Below are 15,799 nucleotides of genomic sequence, written 5' to 3'. Positions count from 1 at the left end.
AATCTTCATCGAAGCGTCATTTTTCCGGCGCGTTGCGACGCGCGACCTCGCTCGCCAGCACGGTGGCGAAGCCCAGCCAGGCGGCCAGCGGCACCACGCTGGCGGCGGCCGGGCGGTCTATCTTCCATGCGGTGGCGGCCAGCGTGGCGGTGCCCAGGGTCATCGCCCCTGCCGCGACCGCGCTGGGACCGGGGCGGCGGGCCCGGAAGAACAGCTCGGTCCAGCCGCCGATCATCGCGCTGTTGCCCAGCCACAGCGCCACCGCCGCATTGCGACGCGGCGAGGCGGGCGCGCGCAGCAGGCGATAGCCGCCCACGCCCGCCAGCGTCTCCAGCACCGGCCAGACCGCGCCGAACAGCTTGTCGGGCGGGGTGAAGCCGGGCTTGTCGAGCCGGGCATACCAGCGGCGGATGCCCGGATGCGACCGGTCGGGGGCGTTGCGCCGCCCGACCAGCGCGCTCAGCCCCAGCACGGCGGCCGCCGCGCCGCCCGCGATCAGCGGCGACAATCCGGTGGAGCGGGTGGCGTTCATCATCGTCTCTCCGAAACTCATGCTATCGGAGCGACAACGAGCAGGCGCCCCGGCCGTTCAGCGGACCCGCGAATTTACGCCCGCGCCATTCCCCGTCGCATCGCCACCGCGATGCGGTCCAGCAGCGCGACGACCAGCAACGACAGGCCGAACAGCGGCAGGATCACGCCCGCGACGACCAAAGCGACGACCAGCCCGCGAATCCGCGCGCCCGACAGCCGCGGCGGCGCGCCCAGCCGTCCCGCCGGACGCCGCTTCCACCACATCGCGACCCCGCTGATCGTGAGCCCCCAGATGGCGAGGCACGGGATCAGCATCAGCAACTGGTTCGCCAGCCCGAAATACTGACCCATGTGCAACTGCACCCCGGACTCCACCGCACGGCCGACAATGCCATATTGGGCATAGCGGACCTCCGGCCCGATCGGGCGGAACGTGTATCGGTCGATATAGAGCGTCTTCTGCCCCTCCGGGCGGCCGGGATAGGTGAAGACGGTATAGACGCCGCGCGGCCCCTTGGGCAGGAACAGCCGATAGCTGCCCGACCAGCCATGAGCGGCCAGGATCGCCGTCACCCGGTCGGTCCCCCGGATCACCGCCGGATCGCGCGTCGTGCCGGGGGTGGCGGGGCTGTGATCGGCATGGTCGCCCGACATGGCGGCCATGCCCGACTGCGGCATCGGCGCATCCTCCAGCGTCCAGGGTGCCTCGCCCAGCGCCGCCTTCATCGGGATGCTCCGGGGGATATTGTACTGGCGGAAGGAGGGAGGATAGCCGATCCCCGCCGCCGCGCTGACCCGGTGGAGCAGCGGGCCGCTGATCCCCGCCCAGGGCAGGCCGGTGACGATCAGGAATCCGATCAGCGCCACGCTCCACAGGCCCAGGGGCGCATGGAGCTCGCGCCAGAAACGCCGTCCCCGCCCCGACAGGCGTGGATAGAGCGTGCCCGCCGCGCGCCAGCCCCCGCGCGGCCACCACAGGATCAGTCCCGTCGCCAGCAGGACCAGCGCCCAACTGACCGCCAGCTCGACCAGCCGCTCGCCCGCCACGCCCATCAGCATCGACCGGTGCATGGCGTCGGCCCAGCCGACCAGGGTGCGGTCATAGACCACGCTGCCCAGCACGCGCCCCGTGCCGGGATCGACTGCGACGCGCAGCGGCTCGCCATGGTCGGGCGTCACGAACACGACTGCGGCGCGATCGGCGGTGTCGGGCATGTCGACCCGCGAGGCGGAGCCGGGATGCGCCGCCAGCGCCGCCGCGATCATCCGCGACATCGGGACGTCGCCGCGATGCGGCGCGACGAACCGCAGCCCGGGGTAGAGCGCGTCGGTCAACGCGCCGTTGAACAGATAGATGGCGCCCGTCGCGCTGAGTATCAGCAGGACGGGCGCGACCAGCAATCCCGCCCAGAAATGCCATCGCCAGATGGTGCGGTGAAAGGCGGCGTGGGATGCGGGGTAGGCGGAGGGGGCGCCGGACGGGAACCGGTCCGGCATTGGGGACGATATCAGCATGAAGGCGCTTTCGACCGGCCCGTATCGGCATGGCCGATAACGGGACGAGGATCGGAAAGGGGCATCGCGCGTGCGACACCCGACGAAACGCGGTCAGCGGTGCGCGGGCGGTCCCCGAAGCGGTGGGCGGAGATGGAGCGGCGCGGCCGGGCGCGATATGGCTGGCGCGACCAGCCCCGTCGCCATGACGAAGGCGATGAACGCGGCCAGCAGGACCGGATCGACCGCCGCCAGCCCGGCCGTGGACAGCCCCGAAAAGGCGCAGGGCAGGTCGGCCCCATGCTCGCGCCCGCGATGGTCGTGCGAACCATGGGCGGGGGCGGTCGCGGCGGACAGGCCATGCCCGTGGCCATGCGTCATCGGCGGGGCGGCCTGGGCGGCATGGGCGGGCGGAGCGGCGCTGCCCGGACACAAAGTGATCGCCATATGCCCCCCGACATCGCCGAGCATATAGCCGGTCGGCACGATCAGCCTGAGCAACAACGCCGCCGCGCACAGCAGCACGGCCCCATGGCGTTGCGCGAGCAGGCTTCGGATCGCCGTCACCCGACCGGCCTAACCGCCCCGGTCCGGCCTGTCACCCGGACAGATCGACTTTGGCGCGCGACAGGGGTCCCTGACGACGGTTCATGAGGAAAAGGCTAACGATTTCTGAAGACTGTTGCTTCTATACCGTATTATGGCACCCGGCGACGCATCGTTAGACAATGGCATGATGGCGCAATCATCTTTGGAATTCCTACGCGGCCTGTCGGGCCAGGTGGTGGACGAGATCACCGCCTTCGACTGGGGCGCGACGTCGCTCGGCGCGCCGGACACATGGCCGGTCGCGCTGCGATGCCAGCTGGCGACGATGCTTGCCTGTCCGGTGCCGATGTATCTGGTCTGGGGGCCGGACCTGATCTCCTTCTACAACGACGCCTATCGGCCGATCCTGGGCTATCGCGCGGCGACGGCGATGGGCATGCCGTTCCGCATCCTGTGGGGCAGCATCTGGGACGACATCTCGCCGCTGGTCGACAAGGCGCTGTCGGGCGGGGTCGCGCAGGTCACCGACATGCGGCTCGACCTGGCGCGCGAGGGGCGGCCCGAGGAAAGCTACTGGACCTTTTCCTATTCGCCGGTCTTCGACGATGACGGCGGGATTGCGGGCATGGTCTGCGTCACGGGCGAGACGACCGCGCGGGTGCTGGCCGAACGGCGGCAGCGCGAGGCGGATGAGCGGCTGGACCTGGCGTTGAGTTCGGGCGCGCATGTCGGCCTGTGGGACTGGGACGTGTGCAACGACTCGGTCCGCTCCGATGCGCGCTTCGCGGCGATGTACGGGGTCGATCCGGCGGCGGCCGAGCGGGGCATGCCGATCGCCGAGTTCTTCCAGGGCATCCACCCCGACGATCGGGAGCGCGTCCAGGCCGAGGTCGGCGCCGCGATGGCGGAGACCGGCATCGGCCGGGAGGGGCGCTTTGTCTCCGAATATCGGCTGGTCGAAGCCGATGGCACGGTCCATTGGGTCTCGGCGCAGGGCCGCTGCATTCCCGACGCGACGGGGCGCTGCGTCCGCTTTCCGGGGGTCAGCTTCGACATCACCCAGCGGATCCGCGTCGAACACCAGCTGCGTGAGAGCGAGGCCCGCGCCCGCCAGAATGCCGAGCGGGTGCAACTGGCGCTGGAGGCCGGGGCGATCATCGGCACCTGGTTCTGGGACCTGCCGACCGACCGTTTCACCGTGGACGAGCCGTTCGCGCGCACCTTCGGGCTGGACCCCGCGCTCGGCCATGACGGGCTGAGCCTGGCGCAGGTGGTGGAGACGGTCCACCCGGACGACCGCGCGGGACTGGCCGAGGCGATCGACGAGGCGATCGCACGGGGCGGCGCCTATGCGCATCAATATCGCGTGCGCCGCCGCGACGGCCATTATCACTGGCTGGAGGCGAATGGGCGGGTCGATCATGCGCCCGACGGCACGCCGCTGCATTTCCCCGGCGTGCTGATCGATGTCGGCAGTCGCCGGGCGCTGGAGGCGGAACGCGACTGCGCGATCGCCGAGCTGCGCGCGCTGACCGACCAACTCGAACAGCGCGTGGCCGATCGCACCGCCGAGCTGATGCGCGCCGAGGAGGCGCTGCGCCAGTCGCAGAAGATGGAGGCGGTGGGACAGCTGACCGGCGGGCTGGCGCATGATTTCAACAATCTGCTCGCCGGTATCTCGGGCTCGCTGGAACTGATGGCGTTGCGGCTGTCGCAGGGGCGCATCGCCGATGTCGACCGTTACATGGACGCGGCGCAGGGCGCGGCGCGACGGGCGGCGGCGCTGACCCACCGGCTGCTCGCCTTTTCGCGGCGCCAGACGCTCGCTCCGCGCGCGACCGATATCGCCGCGCTGGTCGGCGGCATGACCGACCTGATCCAGCGCACGGTCGGCCCGGCCATCAAGCTGGAGACGCGCGGCGCGGACGATCTGTGGACCGTGCTGGTCGATGCGCCGCAGCTCGAGAATGCGCTGCTGAACCTGTGCATCAACGCGCGCGACGCCATGCCCGAAGGCGGGCGGATCACGATCGAGATGGTCAACCGGCACCTCGCCGATGACAATGCGCGCTTCGGCGACATACCCGAGGGCGACTATCTGGTGCTGTGCGTCACCGATACCGGGACCGGCATGACCCCCGACGTCATCGAAAAGGCGTTCGACCCCTTCTTCACCACCAAGCCGCTGGGGCAGGGGACTGGGCTGGGGCTGAGCATGATCTATGGTTTCGCCCAACAGTCGGGCGGCCAGGTCCGCATCCAGTCGACGCCGGGCGAGGGGACGACCGTCCACCTCTATCTGCCGCGCCATGACGGGCTGGTCGAGGCGGAGCAGTCCGGCCCCGCCGCCGCGCGCGAAAGCGCAAGCGGCGCGGGCGAGACGGTGCTGATCGTCGACGACGAGGCGACCGTGCGGCTGATGATCGCCGATGTGCTGCGCGACATGGGCTATCGGGTGATCGAGGCGGGCGACAGCGCCGCCGGGCTCGCCCTGCTGCGCTCGGACCGGCGGATCGACCTGCTCGTCACCGATGTCGGGCTGCCCGGCGGCATGAACGGGCGCCAGATGGCCGAGGCGGGGCGGGAAATCCGCCCCGATCTGAATATCATGTTCATCACCGGCTATGCGGAGAGCGCGGTGCTGAACAGCGGGCATCTGGCGCCGGGAATGCAGCTGCTGACCAAGCCCTTCACGGTGGATGCGCTGGTCACGGGCATCCAGGCGGCGATGGGCGCGGGTGCGCGACGGTACGATCCCCACACGTCCTGATCCGCGGCGACGGCACCCGGTCGCGCCCCCGGACGGGCTTGCGCATCATCCCCGAAATCGTGATGGAAAGCGGCGCGTAACGGGAGATATGGGCATGGCGATCGAACTCATCTGCCTGGATGCGGACGACACGCTCTGGCACAATATGCGGCATTTCGCCGAGACCGAGGAGGCGCTGGTCGGCCTGCTCGCCCCCTTTGCCGAGGCGCGGGTGGCGCGTGCGACGCTGGAAGCATGCGAGGGGCGCAATCTGCGGCTCTATGGCTATGGCGCGAAGGGCTTCACCCTGTCGATGATCGAGACGGCGGTGGAGCTGGCCGGGCCGACCCTGCCGACCGAGCTGGTCGCACGGCTGCTGGAGGCGGGGCGGCGGTTGCTCGCGCATCCGGTCGAACTGCTCGACGGCATCGCCGAGACGATGGCGGCGCTGGCCGAGCGGGGGCGGCTGGTGCTGGTGACCAAGGGCGACCTGCTGCATCAGGAGGCCAAGCTGGCGGCCTCCGGGCTGGGGGCGCATTTCGCCGATGTCGCGATCGTCAGCGACAAGACGCCCGACACCTTCGCGCGCATCTTCGACCGCCACGGCGTCGCACCGGAGGCGGCCGTAATGGCGGGGGACTCGATGCGCTCGGACATCCTGCCCGCGCTGAAGGCGGGCGCCTGGGCGGCCTATATCCCCCAGCCGCTGGCCTGGAGCCATGAAGCGGGGGAGGTGCCGCAGGATCATCCGCGTTTCCGGCAACTCGACCGGCTGGGCGACCTGCCCGGCTGGATCGATACGATCGGCTGAGCGGGCTTCAGCCCGGATCGCTTTCCTCGCCGACAATGGCCCCTTGCGAAACATCGGCGCCGTCATGCGCGAAACCGTTGCGATGGATGCGGACCCCGGCGGTCGTCACCGGCACCTTGAGCGCGGGTGCCACCTCGGGGCCGTCATCGGCGACGAGGCGCGAGGGATCGCCCCGGTGGATGGTCACGCCGTTGACCGCTTCGGGCGCGACGGCGGCGATACTGTCGGCCATGGCCGGGGCGGCGGCGCGGACCGGGATGGCGGGCTCGACCCCGGCATAGCCCTGTCGGAAGGACAGGTCGCGCTCCAGCGCACCGCGCCAGCGATAGAAGATATGGCTGCCCACCGCGCCGATCCGGTTCAGGCTGGAGGCCCACCAGGGCAGGACGTAATTGGCGTGGTAGAAGGTCGCCGCGCCGACCGGCGCATAGACGAGCCCCGCCAGCGCGCCCTGCGCCACCGCCGCCGCGCGGGCCCAGGCGTTGGGGTCGCGCGGCTGGTCCATCGACCCGTCGCAGGTGAAGCTGAACTGGCACCCGGTCGAGCGATCCGAGCCCTGATAGACGACGCCGCAGATGCTCTTGGGAAAGGCGCGGTCGCGCACGCGGTTCAGCACCACCTGTGCCACCGCACGCTGGCCATCGACCGGCTCGGAGCGCGCCTCGTAATAGATGGCGGCGGTCAGGCATTCGGCGGCGCGCGCGCGGCGTCCCGCGCGGTGCGGGCGATGCCGTGGAAGGCGGGAGCGGCGGCCATCTCGATCGGGGTGCCCGGTGCCAGCGTCTCAGGCAGGTCGGTCTCGGGCACGTCGAGCGCGAGCTGGCGCAGCAGCGTCCGCGTGGTCGGCGGGGGCACGTCCAGCGTCAGATGCGGACGGGCCCGGCGCACCGGCGTGCACGAGGTGGCGACCGCCAATGTCGCGATCAACATCAGCCAGCGCCGCATGACATCCGCTTTCCAACCCGCCCGTTCATGGACGCCGCTCTAGGGCGGACAGGGTTAGAAAGCGGTTAAGTCACCGGAAACGGACGCGTCTGTTCGCCGTCAGAAGCGCGCGCCCGCCTCCAGGCCATAGAAGCGCGGCTCGCCCGCGATATAGGTGGGCGCGTCGAACATGCCGCCGGTATTCCCGGCATCGATCAGATAGCGCTTGTCGGTCAGGTTGCGCGCGAAGCCCCCGACATGGAACCGGCCCCGGTCGCCGAATTCCAGCCCGGCGCGCAGATTGACCAGCGTATAGCCCCCCTGCGAAATCGCCGCGCTGTTGGGCAGTTCGAAGAACACCTTGGAGCGATAGGTCGCGCTGGGCGTCGCATAGAAGGTCGCCGACGCGCCCACGGGAATGCGCAGGCTCGCCCCGCCAGAGGCGGTCGTATCGGGCTGGAGCCGGAAGCGGTTGCCCGCGAACACGCCATTGGCCGGATCGTCGGCGATGCCGCCATCGATATAGGCGAAGGTCGCGAACAGGTTCAGCCAGCGATGGACCGCCAGATTGCCCTCCAACTCGACCCCGATATTGTTCGCCGAGCCCGCGCTGCGCGTGACGGTCAGCCCGTTTTCGAAGACCGAGACCTGAAAGCCCTTGTAACGCTGGTAGAAGACCGAGGCGGCGCCGGAGAAGGGGCCGACCCGCCCCTTGATGCCGCCCTCGTAATTCCAGACGCTTTCCTCGGGCACGATCTGCAACCGGGGCACCGCGCCCGAATTGGCGACGCTGAGCGGCACGACGCGCTGCGCATCGAGCTGGACCACCGGCGAGCGGCGACCCTTGCTGATCGTCGCATAGAGGTTCACCCCGCCGCCCAGCCGATAGAGCGCGTTGAAGCGCGGCAGGATCGCGGCATAGCTGCGCTGCGCGGTGAAGACCTGTCCCTTGGTGTTGGCCGCGCCGAGCAGGCTGGTGAAGATGCCCGCGCCCGCCAGCAACCGGCTGTCGGGCATGACCGAGCTATAGGCCGAACGCCGGTCCTCGATCAGCACGCGCGCGCCCGCGGTCAGCTCCAGCGCCGGGGTGGGCATCCAGCTGGCGTCGCCGAACACCGAATAGCTGTTGTTGCGCCCGTCATTGGCGAAGCTGGCGCTATAAGGCAGGACGGTCGCGGCCCCGCGCGACAGGATCGCGGTGGCGCGCGTCGCCGGGATGGTGCCGTTGGCCGCGACGCAGGCGGTGCCGGTCGGCAGTCCGGCGGCGTTCAGCATCTGGCGGATGGGGGCGAAGTCGCGCACGACCGAACAGGCCAGATAGGTGCCTTCCTCGGTCGAGAAGGGCACGCGCTGCTGTCCGTTTTCGAAAAAGGCGTTCCAGCCGAACGAGGCGCGGGCCTTGGCTCCCTCGAAGGCGAAGCGGCCCTCATGGCTCCACTGGTCGCCGCGCGCATCCTCGCCGAACTCCAGATACCAGGCGGGGCCGCCATCCGCGTCGAAGACCTCGAGCGCGTCGAACCGGCGATAGCCGTTGACCGTGGTGAAGGTGATGCCCGGCGCGACATCGACCGCGACGGTCAGGTTGGCGTCATAGACGTTGCGCGTCAGCCCCAGCTTGCGCGCGCCCGGCACTTCGGCGGAAAAGGGCGAACCCGACAGCTCGGCATAGCCGTAATCCCCCGTTTGTCCGCCGGTGGGGGCGAAGACCCGACTCTTGAACGCGGTGCCGGGATTGCGCTGTCCGTCATAGGTCAGGATCAGGTCGGCGGTCAGCGAACTGTTGGGCGTCCAGCGCAGCGATCCACGCAGGCCGCGCTGGTCCTGTCCATTCAGGTCGTCCTGGTCGACGCGACCCTGATTCTGGTTGGGGATTTTCGGGTCCCCCGCGATGTTGCGGACATAGCCGTCGCGATATTTATAGGCGAAGGCGATGCGCCCCGCGAGCACGTCGTTGCCCGCATTGAGGAAACCCGACACCTGGGTACGGTCGAAATTGCCATAGGAGGCGACGATCCCGCTTTCGGTCCCCGCATGGGGGCGCGCCGAGATGATGCTGATCGCGCCGACCGCGGCGGCGGTGCCGAACAGCGTCGCCTGCGGTCCCTTGGCGACCTCGATCCGTTCGATATCGTACAGGTCCTGATAGGCGCCCTGCTTCCGGCTGGTGTCGATGCCGTTGTAATAGACGGTGACGCGTGCGCCCTGCTGTGCCGAGCCGGAGTCCGACGTGATGCCCCGGATCACGAAGCCGGGGCTGTTCGCGCTCTGCTCCTGGATCTGGAGGCCGGGGATATATTGCGCGACCTCGGACAGCGAATTGACGCCCAGATCGGCCATGCGCGCGCCGGTGACGGCGGTGACGGTCAGCGGCACGTCCGCGATCCGCTGCTCGCGCTTCTGTGCGGTGACGATGACGTCGGCCTTGTCGTCCGCATCGCGCGGATCGCCTTGCGGCTGGATCATCGCCTGCGCCCCCGCCGATGCGATGAGGGCCGTCTGCGACAGGCCGAGCAGGATTGTGGCCACCGTCAGGCGGCCTGTGGTCGAATGCATTTTTCCCCCCGAAGGACTTTGTTTCGGGCTTCGTAGCTAGCAGGGATTACCAGTCGGTGTCCGGCTTGTTTCAAATCCGTGACGGCGTTCCACATGTGTCGCCAAATCGTCATCCGCACGCCATCCCCCTGTCGTGGGCGGGGATTAGCCGTGCGGTCCGAAAGGACTGACACGATGACGATCATGAACCGACGCCGCGCGATGGCGCTGATGGGAAGCGGGGCCGCGCTGGCCATGCCCGCCGGAATGGCGCAGGCCGCGACCGGCGCGGTAAGCTTCGACCACGGCGTCGCGAGCGGCGATCCGGCCCCCGACGGCGCGATCCTGTGGACCCACGCCACCCCGGGGGAGGGCGATGCGGCGCGGGACGTGGCGCTGACCTGGCATGTCGCGCCGATCGGCGGCCATGATGCGGTGGGCCTGCGCACGGGCCGCGTCTCGGCCCGCGCCGCGCGCGACCACACCGCCAAGGTCGAAGTGACCGGCCTCCAGCCCGGCCGCGACTATCGCTACTGGTTCGAGGCGGCGGGCCAGCGCTCGCCCGAGGGGCGGTTCCGCACCCTGCCGCGCGGGGCCGTCGAGGATGTCGTGCTGGCGGTGGTGTCGTGCCAGCTCTATCCCGGCGGTTTCTTCAACGCCTATGACGCGATCGCAAAGACCGAGCGGCTCGACGCGGTGCTGCATCTGGGCGACTATATCTATGAATATGGCGCGGACGGCTATGGCACCGATCGCGGGCACAAACTCAACCGCCTGCCCGAACCCGCGCACGAGATCGTGACGCTCGCCGATTACCGCCAGCGTCATGCCCAGGTGAAGCGCGACCCCGACATGCAGGCCGCGCACGCCCGCGCCGCCTTCATCTGCGTGTGGGACGATCACGAGGTCGCCAATGACGACTGGATCGGCGGCGCGGAGAACCACCAGCCTGCGACCGAGGGCGACTGGGGCCGGCGCAAGGCGGCGGCGATGCAGGCCTATTTCGAATGGATGCCGATCCGCGATCCCCGACCCGGCCAGCCCTGGGAGGCGATCAACCGCAGCTTCGACTTCGGCGATCTGGCGACGCTGGTGATGGTCGAGACGCGGCTGCTCGCCCGGTCGAAGCAGGTCCATGCCAAGGGCGCCGCGCCCGAGCCGGACGAATATGCCGCGATGATGGCCGAGCGCGCCCGACCCGACCGCGAACTGCTGGGCGCGAACCAGCTGGACTGGATCGAGCGGACGCTGACCCGCTCGGTCAAGGCGGGCACGGCGTGGCAGGTGATCGGCAACCAGGTGGTGATGGCGCGGATCGACGGCCCCGATCTGGAAAAGCAGATGGGTCCGGCGGGCTATGCCAAACTGACCGAGCGCCTGTCCGAAACCGAGCATCGCAATCTGGCCAAGGCGCAGGCCGGGTATCGCGCGGGCCTGCCGCTCAACTTCGACAGCTGGGACGGGTATCCGGCAGCGCGCGAGCGGCTTTATGCCGCCTTTCGCCGCGCGGGCAGTCGGCCGGTCGTCCTGTCGGGCGACAGCCATGCGGCCTGGGCGAACGACCTGTACGATGCGAACGGCACGCTGGTCGCGGCCGAGTTCGCGGGCACCTCGATCACCAGCCCGTCCTGGGGCGACATGATGCCCGGGATCGGCCGCGAGATCGCGGCGGCCAATCCGAAGGTCGTCCGCTTCTGCGACCAGGAGGACAAGGGCTGGCTGCACCTGACGCTGACCCGCGACAGCGCGACGGCGCGCTACATGACCGTGTCGACCGTCATGGCCAAGCCCTATGCGCCGGGCTGTGCGGCGATCTGGCGGACGCGGACCGGCGCCGCCGCGCCGATCGAGTCGCTGCCGGCCTGACCCGCGGCGCGCCCCTCCTCCGTCGTTACCGCCGCGCGGCGGGGGAGGGGCCGCCGTGCACCGCCGCCAGCACGGCGGCGACCAGCTTTGCGTCATCATGGTCCAGATAATGATTGCCCGGCAGGCCGATCACCCTGGCCGGACCGCCCTTCAGCAGGGGACACAGGCTGTCCTTTTCCTTCAGCCCATAGATGCAGGTGAGCGGGGCCCAGTCGATCGTACGCGCGGTGGTGATGGCATAGCTGTCCGGCTTGCCCATATAGGCGATCCCGGTCGGGTCGGAGCGGAAGAAGGCGGTCTGCCCCGGCACCACCAGCACGATCGCCGCCACCCGTGCGCGCAGATCGGCGGGCAGGTGCGCCAGCCCGGTCTGGAGCATGTCCGCGCCATAGGATTGCCCCACCAGCACCAGCCGCCGGTCGCCCGCCTCCGCGACGGCGCGGCGGACCGCGTCGGCGATGACCGCATCGACCTGTTCGCGCGTCCGGTGAACCCGGAACAGCACCGGCGAATTGATGCCGATGACCTCGATCCCCGCCGCGCTCAGGCCGCGCGCCACCACGCCCCCCATGCCATAGCGCAGCCCCATGTCGCCCGAGAGGGACAGGACCAGGATCGGCTGTGCCCGCCCCTGCGCCGGAAAGCGCATGACCGGGTCGCGTGCAAAATAATTGCCTGAATAGAGCAGGATGGCGATGCCGCCGACGAGCAATGCCGCAACCCCGGCAAGGATACGCCCGCGATGGCGGCCAAGACGTGAAAGTAGAACGGACATAACCTTTCCTAAAGGGTCGGGCGGCTACTTGCCATGCATCGATGTGTCGGGGCGCGGCCGTCACATGAAAAATCTGTAATATCGCGATCACCCGCTCTATGCGCGACGTCTGCCATCGGCGGGGGGATGGAAACATGCGGGCGGCATAGGGGCACCCGCATCATATGGTAACGAACCGGGGACCGACGCAGTGACCAAGCCGATCTTCTTTGACCCGACGGGCCGTCGGGGCGCGTGGGCGCGGCGTGCGGTGGCCGTCCTGATCCTGTCGGTGATCGTCGCCGCGATCGCCTTTGCGACCACACTGGTCGCGGTGCCCAACTCGGGCGTGCTGCCGCTGCCCTTCGCGCGGCGCCAGGCGATGACGCTGGAGCCGACCGCGCAGCTGAAGGGGCGGCGCGGCGCATGGTTGCCGCGCCGGTCGGTGGCGCAAGGGCATAGCCCGCTGACCATCGCCTTCTACACGCCCGGCAATGACTCGGCGCTGGCGTCGCTCCATGCGCATATGGGGCAGATCGACTGGCTGGTGCCCAGCCTGATGAACGTCGCGGGCGCCAAGGGCGAACTGACGATCAGTAACGATCCCAAGCTCGCCACCCTGTTGTCCCGCGCCGCCCGGCCGCCCCGGCTGTTGCCGATGGTTCAGAACCTGACCGCCGACGAATGGGACGGCACGACGATCGCGCGGATCATCGCCAGCCCGGCGGCGTCCGAGAAGCTGGCCACCCGGCTCGGCCAGTCGGTGACGGCCAATCGCCAGTCGGGCCTGGTCATCGACTTCGAGAACCTGCCCGCCAGCGCCATGGCGGGCTATCCCCGGCTGCTCCAGCGGATCAAGGCGCATCTGCCCAAGGGCGCGGTGCTGGCCGTCACCGTCCCCGCCGAGGACGAGGCGTGGCAGTTGCAGCGGCTGGCGCGCGTTGTCGACCGCATCATCCTGATGGCCTATGACCAGCATTGGCAGACCGGCACCCCCGGCCCGATCGCGGCGCAGCCCTGGTTCCTGCAATCCTCCGAAAAGGCGCTGCGCGAGGTCGGCCGCGACAAGCTGATCGTCGCGCTCGGCAGCTATGCCTATGACTGGCCCGCCAAGGGCCCGGCGGAATCCAAGTCTATCGAGGAAGCCTGGCTGATCGCGCATGACAGCCAGGCGAAGGTCAGCTTCGACCCGGCCAGCGGCAATGCGGGTTTCGCCTATGACGAGAATGGCGAGCATCACACCGTCTGGATGCTCGACGCCGCGACCAGCTGGAACCAGCTCCAGGCGCTGAAGCGTCTCGGCATCGACGACATCGCCTTCTGGCAGCTGGGGTCCGAGGATCCCGGCCTGTGGGCGGATTTCGCCGCGTTCCGCAGCACGGCGCGCGGGGTCATCCCGCGGCTGGGCGCGGTCGCCTCGCCGCTGAACGTCGATGTCGAGGGGACGGGCGAGATCCTGCGCATCACCGCGCAGCCGACCGAGGGGCAGCGCGACCTGCGCTATGACAAGGACGGGGTGATCCGCAACGAGGTCTATCGCACCTATCCGACCCCCTATGTCGTGCAGCGCGCCGGTGCGCTGCCCAAGACGGTCGCGCTGACCTTCGACGACGGGCCCGATGCCGAATGGACGCCCAAGATCCTGGACGTGCTGGAGCGCGAGCATGTGCCCGCCACCTTCTTCGTGATCGGCGAGAATGCGTTGCAGCATCCCCAATTGCTCCGCCGCATCGTCGCAGGCGGCAGCGAGTTGGGCAATCACAGCTATACCCATCCCAACATGGCGACGACGGGCGCGCGCACGATCAAGCTGGAGCTGAACGCGACCAAGCGGCTGATCCAGGCCTATACCGGCCGGTCGACGACGCTGTTCCGCGCACCCTATTTCGGCGACGCCGAGCCGACCACGGCCGACGAGATCGACCCCGCGCTGGTCGCGCAGAATCTGGGCTATACGGTCGTCGGGCTGCACGTCGATCCCAATGACTGGCAGCGTCCCGGCACCGACCAGATCGTCCAGCAGACGATCGACCAGGTCCACGGCGCGACGGCCGACAATTCGGCCAATGTCATCCTGCTGCACGATGGCGGCGGCGACCGCGAGCAGACGGTCGAGGCGTTGCCGCGCATCATCGATACGCTGCGCGCACAGGGCTATCGCTTCGTGGCTGCCTCGCAGCTGGTCGGGGTCAGCCGCGACCAGGCGATGCCGGTGGTCGACGGAAAGGACCTGCTGGCGGTGCGCACCGACGTCGCGATCTTCGTGGTGCTGGCCTTTCTGTCCGCATCGCTCGCCTGGCTGTTCTATCTGGCGATCGCGCTGGGTATCGCACGCGCGGTGGTGATGGCGGGGCTCGCCTGGTTCCAGGGGCGCAAGTCCAAGCCGGTCCCGCCGGAATACACCCCCAGCGTCTCGGTCATCATCCCGGCCTTCAACGAGGAGCGCGTGATCGCCCAGTCGGTGACCCGCGTGCTGGCCAGTGACTATCCCGGATTGCAGGTGATCGTGGTCGATGACGGATCGAAGGACGGGACCAGCGCGGTGGTGCGCGAGGCCTTTGCCGACGAGCCGCGCGTCCAACTGCTCACCCTGCCCAATGGCGGCAAGGCGGCGGCGCTGAACCGCGCGTTGCAGGACGCGGCGGGCGAGGTGGTGATCGCGCTCGACGCCGATACCCAGTTCGAGCCGGACACCATCGCCAAGCTTGCCCGCTGGTTCGCCGACCCGAAGCTGGGCGCAGTGGCGGGCGATGCGCGGGTCGGCAACCGGGTGAACCTCGTCACCCGCTGGCAGGCGGTCGAATATATCACCGCGCAGAATCTGGAACGCCGCGCGCTGGCCGGATTCGATGCGATGACGGTGGTGCCCGGCGCGGTGGGGGCGTGGCGGCGTGCCGCGCTCGACGCGGTGGGCGGCTATCCCGAGAATACGCTGGCGGAGGATCAGGACCTGACCATCGCGATCCAGCGGGCGGGCTGGCGCGTCACCTATGATCCGCGCGCCGTCGCCTGGACCGAGGCGCCCGAGAGCTTCAAGGCGCTGGCCAAGCAGCGCTATCGCTGGGCGTTCGGCACGCTGCAATGCCTGTGGAAGCATCGCCGGGTGATCCGCACCGGCCAGCCCGCCGGGCTCGCGCGGGTCGGTCTGCCCCAGGCCTGGCTGTTCCAGATCATCTTCGCCGCGATCTCGCCGCTGATCGACCTGGCGCTGATCCTGTCGATCATCGGCACGGCGGTGCGGGTGGCGCAGCATGGCTGGGCGCAGACCAGCACCGACGTGTTCCAGATGGCGGCCTATTGGACGGCCTTCACCGCGATCGACGTGCTGTGCGGATGGCTGGCCTATCGGCTGGACGGCAACCGGGTGCGCTACCCCGCGCATCTGCTGGTCGCGCAGCGGCTGGTCTATCGCCAGATCATGTACTGGGTCGTACTCCGCGCGATCAGCTCGGCGATCGGCGGGTGGATCGTCGGCTGGGGCAAGCTCGAGCGGACGGGGAATGTCGGGGCGTAAATTCCCTGACGACCACCGTTCGTGCTGAGCGAAGTCGAAGCACAGGCCACGCCGTTTGCCGTCGAGCGTGGC

Annotated in this window: 11 protein-coding genes; 4 read left to right on the top strand and 7 right to left on the bottom strand. The window is 69.3% G+C overall.

The features are described 5' to 3' along the window. Window positions 1-16 precede the first annotated feature (16 nt). The 3 genes from QE363_RS15550 to QE363_RS15540 form a co-directional block, all read right to left on the bottom strand. Entirely contained in the window at window positions 17-553 is a 537-nt protein-coding gene (locus QE363_RS15550; RefSeq protein ID WP_309696698.1) for a TspO/MBR family protein, read from the bottom strand. A 53-nt stretch (window positions 554-606) separates the two neighbouring features. Next, on the bottom strand, window positions 607-2,031 hold the full coding sequence (locus QE363_RS15545; RefSeq protein WP_309696696.1) for a PepSY domain-containing protein: 1,425 nt from the start codon (window positions 2,029-2,031) through the stop codon (window positions 607-609). Window positions 2,032-2,142: 111 nt separating this feature from the next. Then, window positions 2,143-2,595 (bottom strand): hypothetical protein, encoded by a 453-nt coding sequence (locus QE363_RS15540; RefSeq protein ID WP_309696694.1) that lies wholly within the window; start codon window positions 2,593-2,595, stop codon window positions 2,143-2,145. 184 nt (window positions 2,596-2,779) lie between these two features. Between QE363_RS15540 and QE363_RS15535 the strand changes: the two genes are divergently transcribed. Both QE363_RS15535 and QE363_RS15530 read left to right on the top strand, forming a co-directional pair. Next, a complete protein-coding gene (locus QE363_RS15535) occupies window positions 2,780-5,347 on the top strand; it encodes a PAS domain-containing protein (protein ID WP_309696692.1) in 2,568 nt (855 codons plus the stop codon). A 94-nt stretch (window positions 5,348-5,441) separates the two neighbouring features. Next, window positions 5,442-6,137: an HAD family hydrolase gene (locus QE363_RS15530; protein ID WP_309696690.1), complete on the top strand. Its 696-nt coding sequence runs from the start codon at window positions 5,442-5,444 to the stop codon at window positions 6,135-6,137. A gap of 7 nt (window positions 6,138-6,144) precedes the next feature. Here the strand turns inward: QE363_RS15530 and QE363_RS15525 are convergent, their stop codons facing one another. From QE363_RS15525 to QE363_RS15515, 3 genes are all read right to left on the bottom strand, one after another. Next, on the bottom strand, window positions 6,145-6,765 hold the full coding sequence (locus tag QE363_RS15525; protein WP_309696688.1) for a cell wall hydrolase: 621 nt from the start codon (window positions 6,763-6,765) through the stop codon (window positions 6,145-6,147). 53 nt (window positions 6,766-6,818) lie between these two features. Next, window positions 6,819-7,082 (bottom strand): hypothetical protein, encoded by a 264-nt coding sequence (locus QE363_RS15520; protein ID WP_309696686.1) that lies wholly within the window; start codon window positions 7,080-7,082, stop codon window positions 6,819-6,821. Window positions 7,083-7,181: 99 nt separating this feature from the next. Continuing rightward, a complete protein-coding gene (locus QE363_RS15515; RefSeq protein WP_309696684.1) occupies window positions 7,182-9,614 on the bottom strand; it encodes a TonB-dependent receptor domain-containing protein in 2,433 nt (810 codons plus the stop codon). A gap of 174 nt (window positions 9,615-9,788) precedes the next feature. Between QE363_RS15515 and QE363_RS15510 the strand changes: the two genes are divergently transcribed. Then, window positions 9,789-11,459: an alkaline phosphatase D family protein gene (locus QE363_RS15510; RefSeq protein WP_309696682.1), complete on the top strand. Its 1,671-nt coding sequence runs from the start codon at window positions 9,789-9,791 to the stop codon at window positions 11,457-11,459. A 25-nt stretch (window positions 11,460-11,484) separates the two neighbouring features. Here the strand turns inward: QE363_RS15510 and QE363_RS15505 are convergent, their stop codons facing one another. Then, window positions 11,485-12,234, bottom strand: coding sequence for an AcvB/VirJ family lysyl-phosphatidylglycerol hydrolase (locus QE363_RS15505; protein WP_309696680.1), 750 nt, complete (start codon window positions 12,232-12,234; stop codon window positions 11,485-11,487). Window positions 12,235-12,424: 190 nt separating this feature from the next. Here QE363_RS15505 and QE363_RS15500 point away from each other — a divergent pair, with 190 nt between their 5' ends. Next, window positions 12,425-15,727 (top strand): glycosyltransferase, encoded by a 3,303-nt coding sequence (locus QE363_RS15500; RefSeq protein WP_309696678.1) that lies wholly within the window; start codon window positions 12,425-12,427, stop codon window positions 15,725-15,727. The last annotated feature ends 72 nt before the right edge of the window (window positions 15,728-15,799 follow it).

Origin of the sequence: Sphingomonas sp. SORGH_AS_0870 (assembly GCF_031453175.1) — a bacterium.
Classification (GTDB): domain Bacteria; phylum Pseudomonadota; class Alphaproteobacteria; order Sphingomonadales; family Sphingomonadaceae; genus Sphingomonas.
This window is presented reverse-complemented; position numbering and strand designations above follow the sequence as displayed.

Coding starts and splice junctions, on each gene's coding strand:
- QE363_RS15550 (WP_309696698.1), bottom strand. CDS start 553: ATGAGTTTCGGAGAGACGATGATGAACGCCACCCGCTCCACCGGATTG.
- QE363_RS15545 (WP_309696696.1), bottom strand. CDS start 2,031: ATGCCGGACCGGTTCCCGTCCGGCGCCCCCTCCGCCTACCCCGCATCC.
- QE363_RS15530 (WP_309696690.1), top strand. CDS start 5,442: ATGGCGATCGAACTCATCTGCCTGGATGCGGACGACACGCTCTGGCAC.
- QE363_RS15520 (WP_309696686.1), bottom strand. CDS start 7,082: ATGCGGCGCTGGCTGATGTTGATCGCGACATTGGCGGTCGCCACCTCG.
- QE363_RS15515 (WP_309696684.1), bottom strand. CDS start 9,614: ATGCATTCGACCACAGGCCGCCTGACGGTGGCCACAATCCTGCTCGGC.
- QE363_RS15510 (WP_309696682.1), top strand. CDS start 9,789: ATGACGATCATGAACCGACGCCGCGCGATGGCGCTGATGGGAAGCGGG.
- QE363_RS15505 (WP_309696680.1), bottom strand. CDS start 12,234: ATGTCCGTTCTACTTTCACGTCTTGGCCGCCATCGCGGGCGTATCCTT.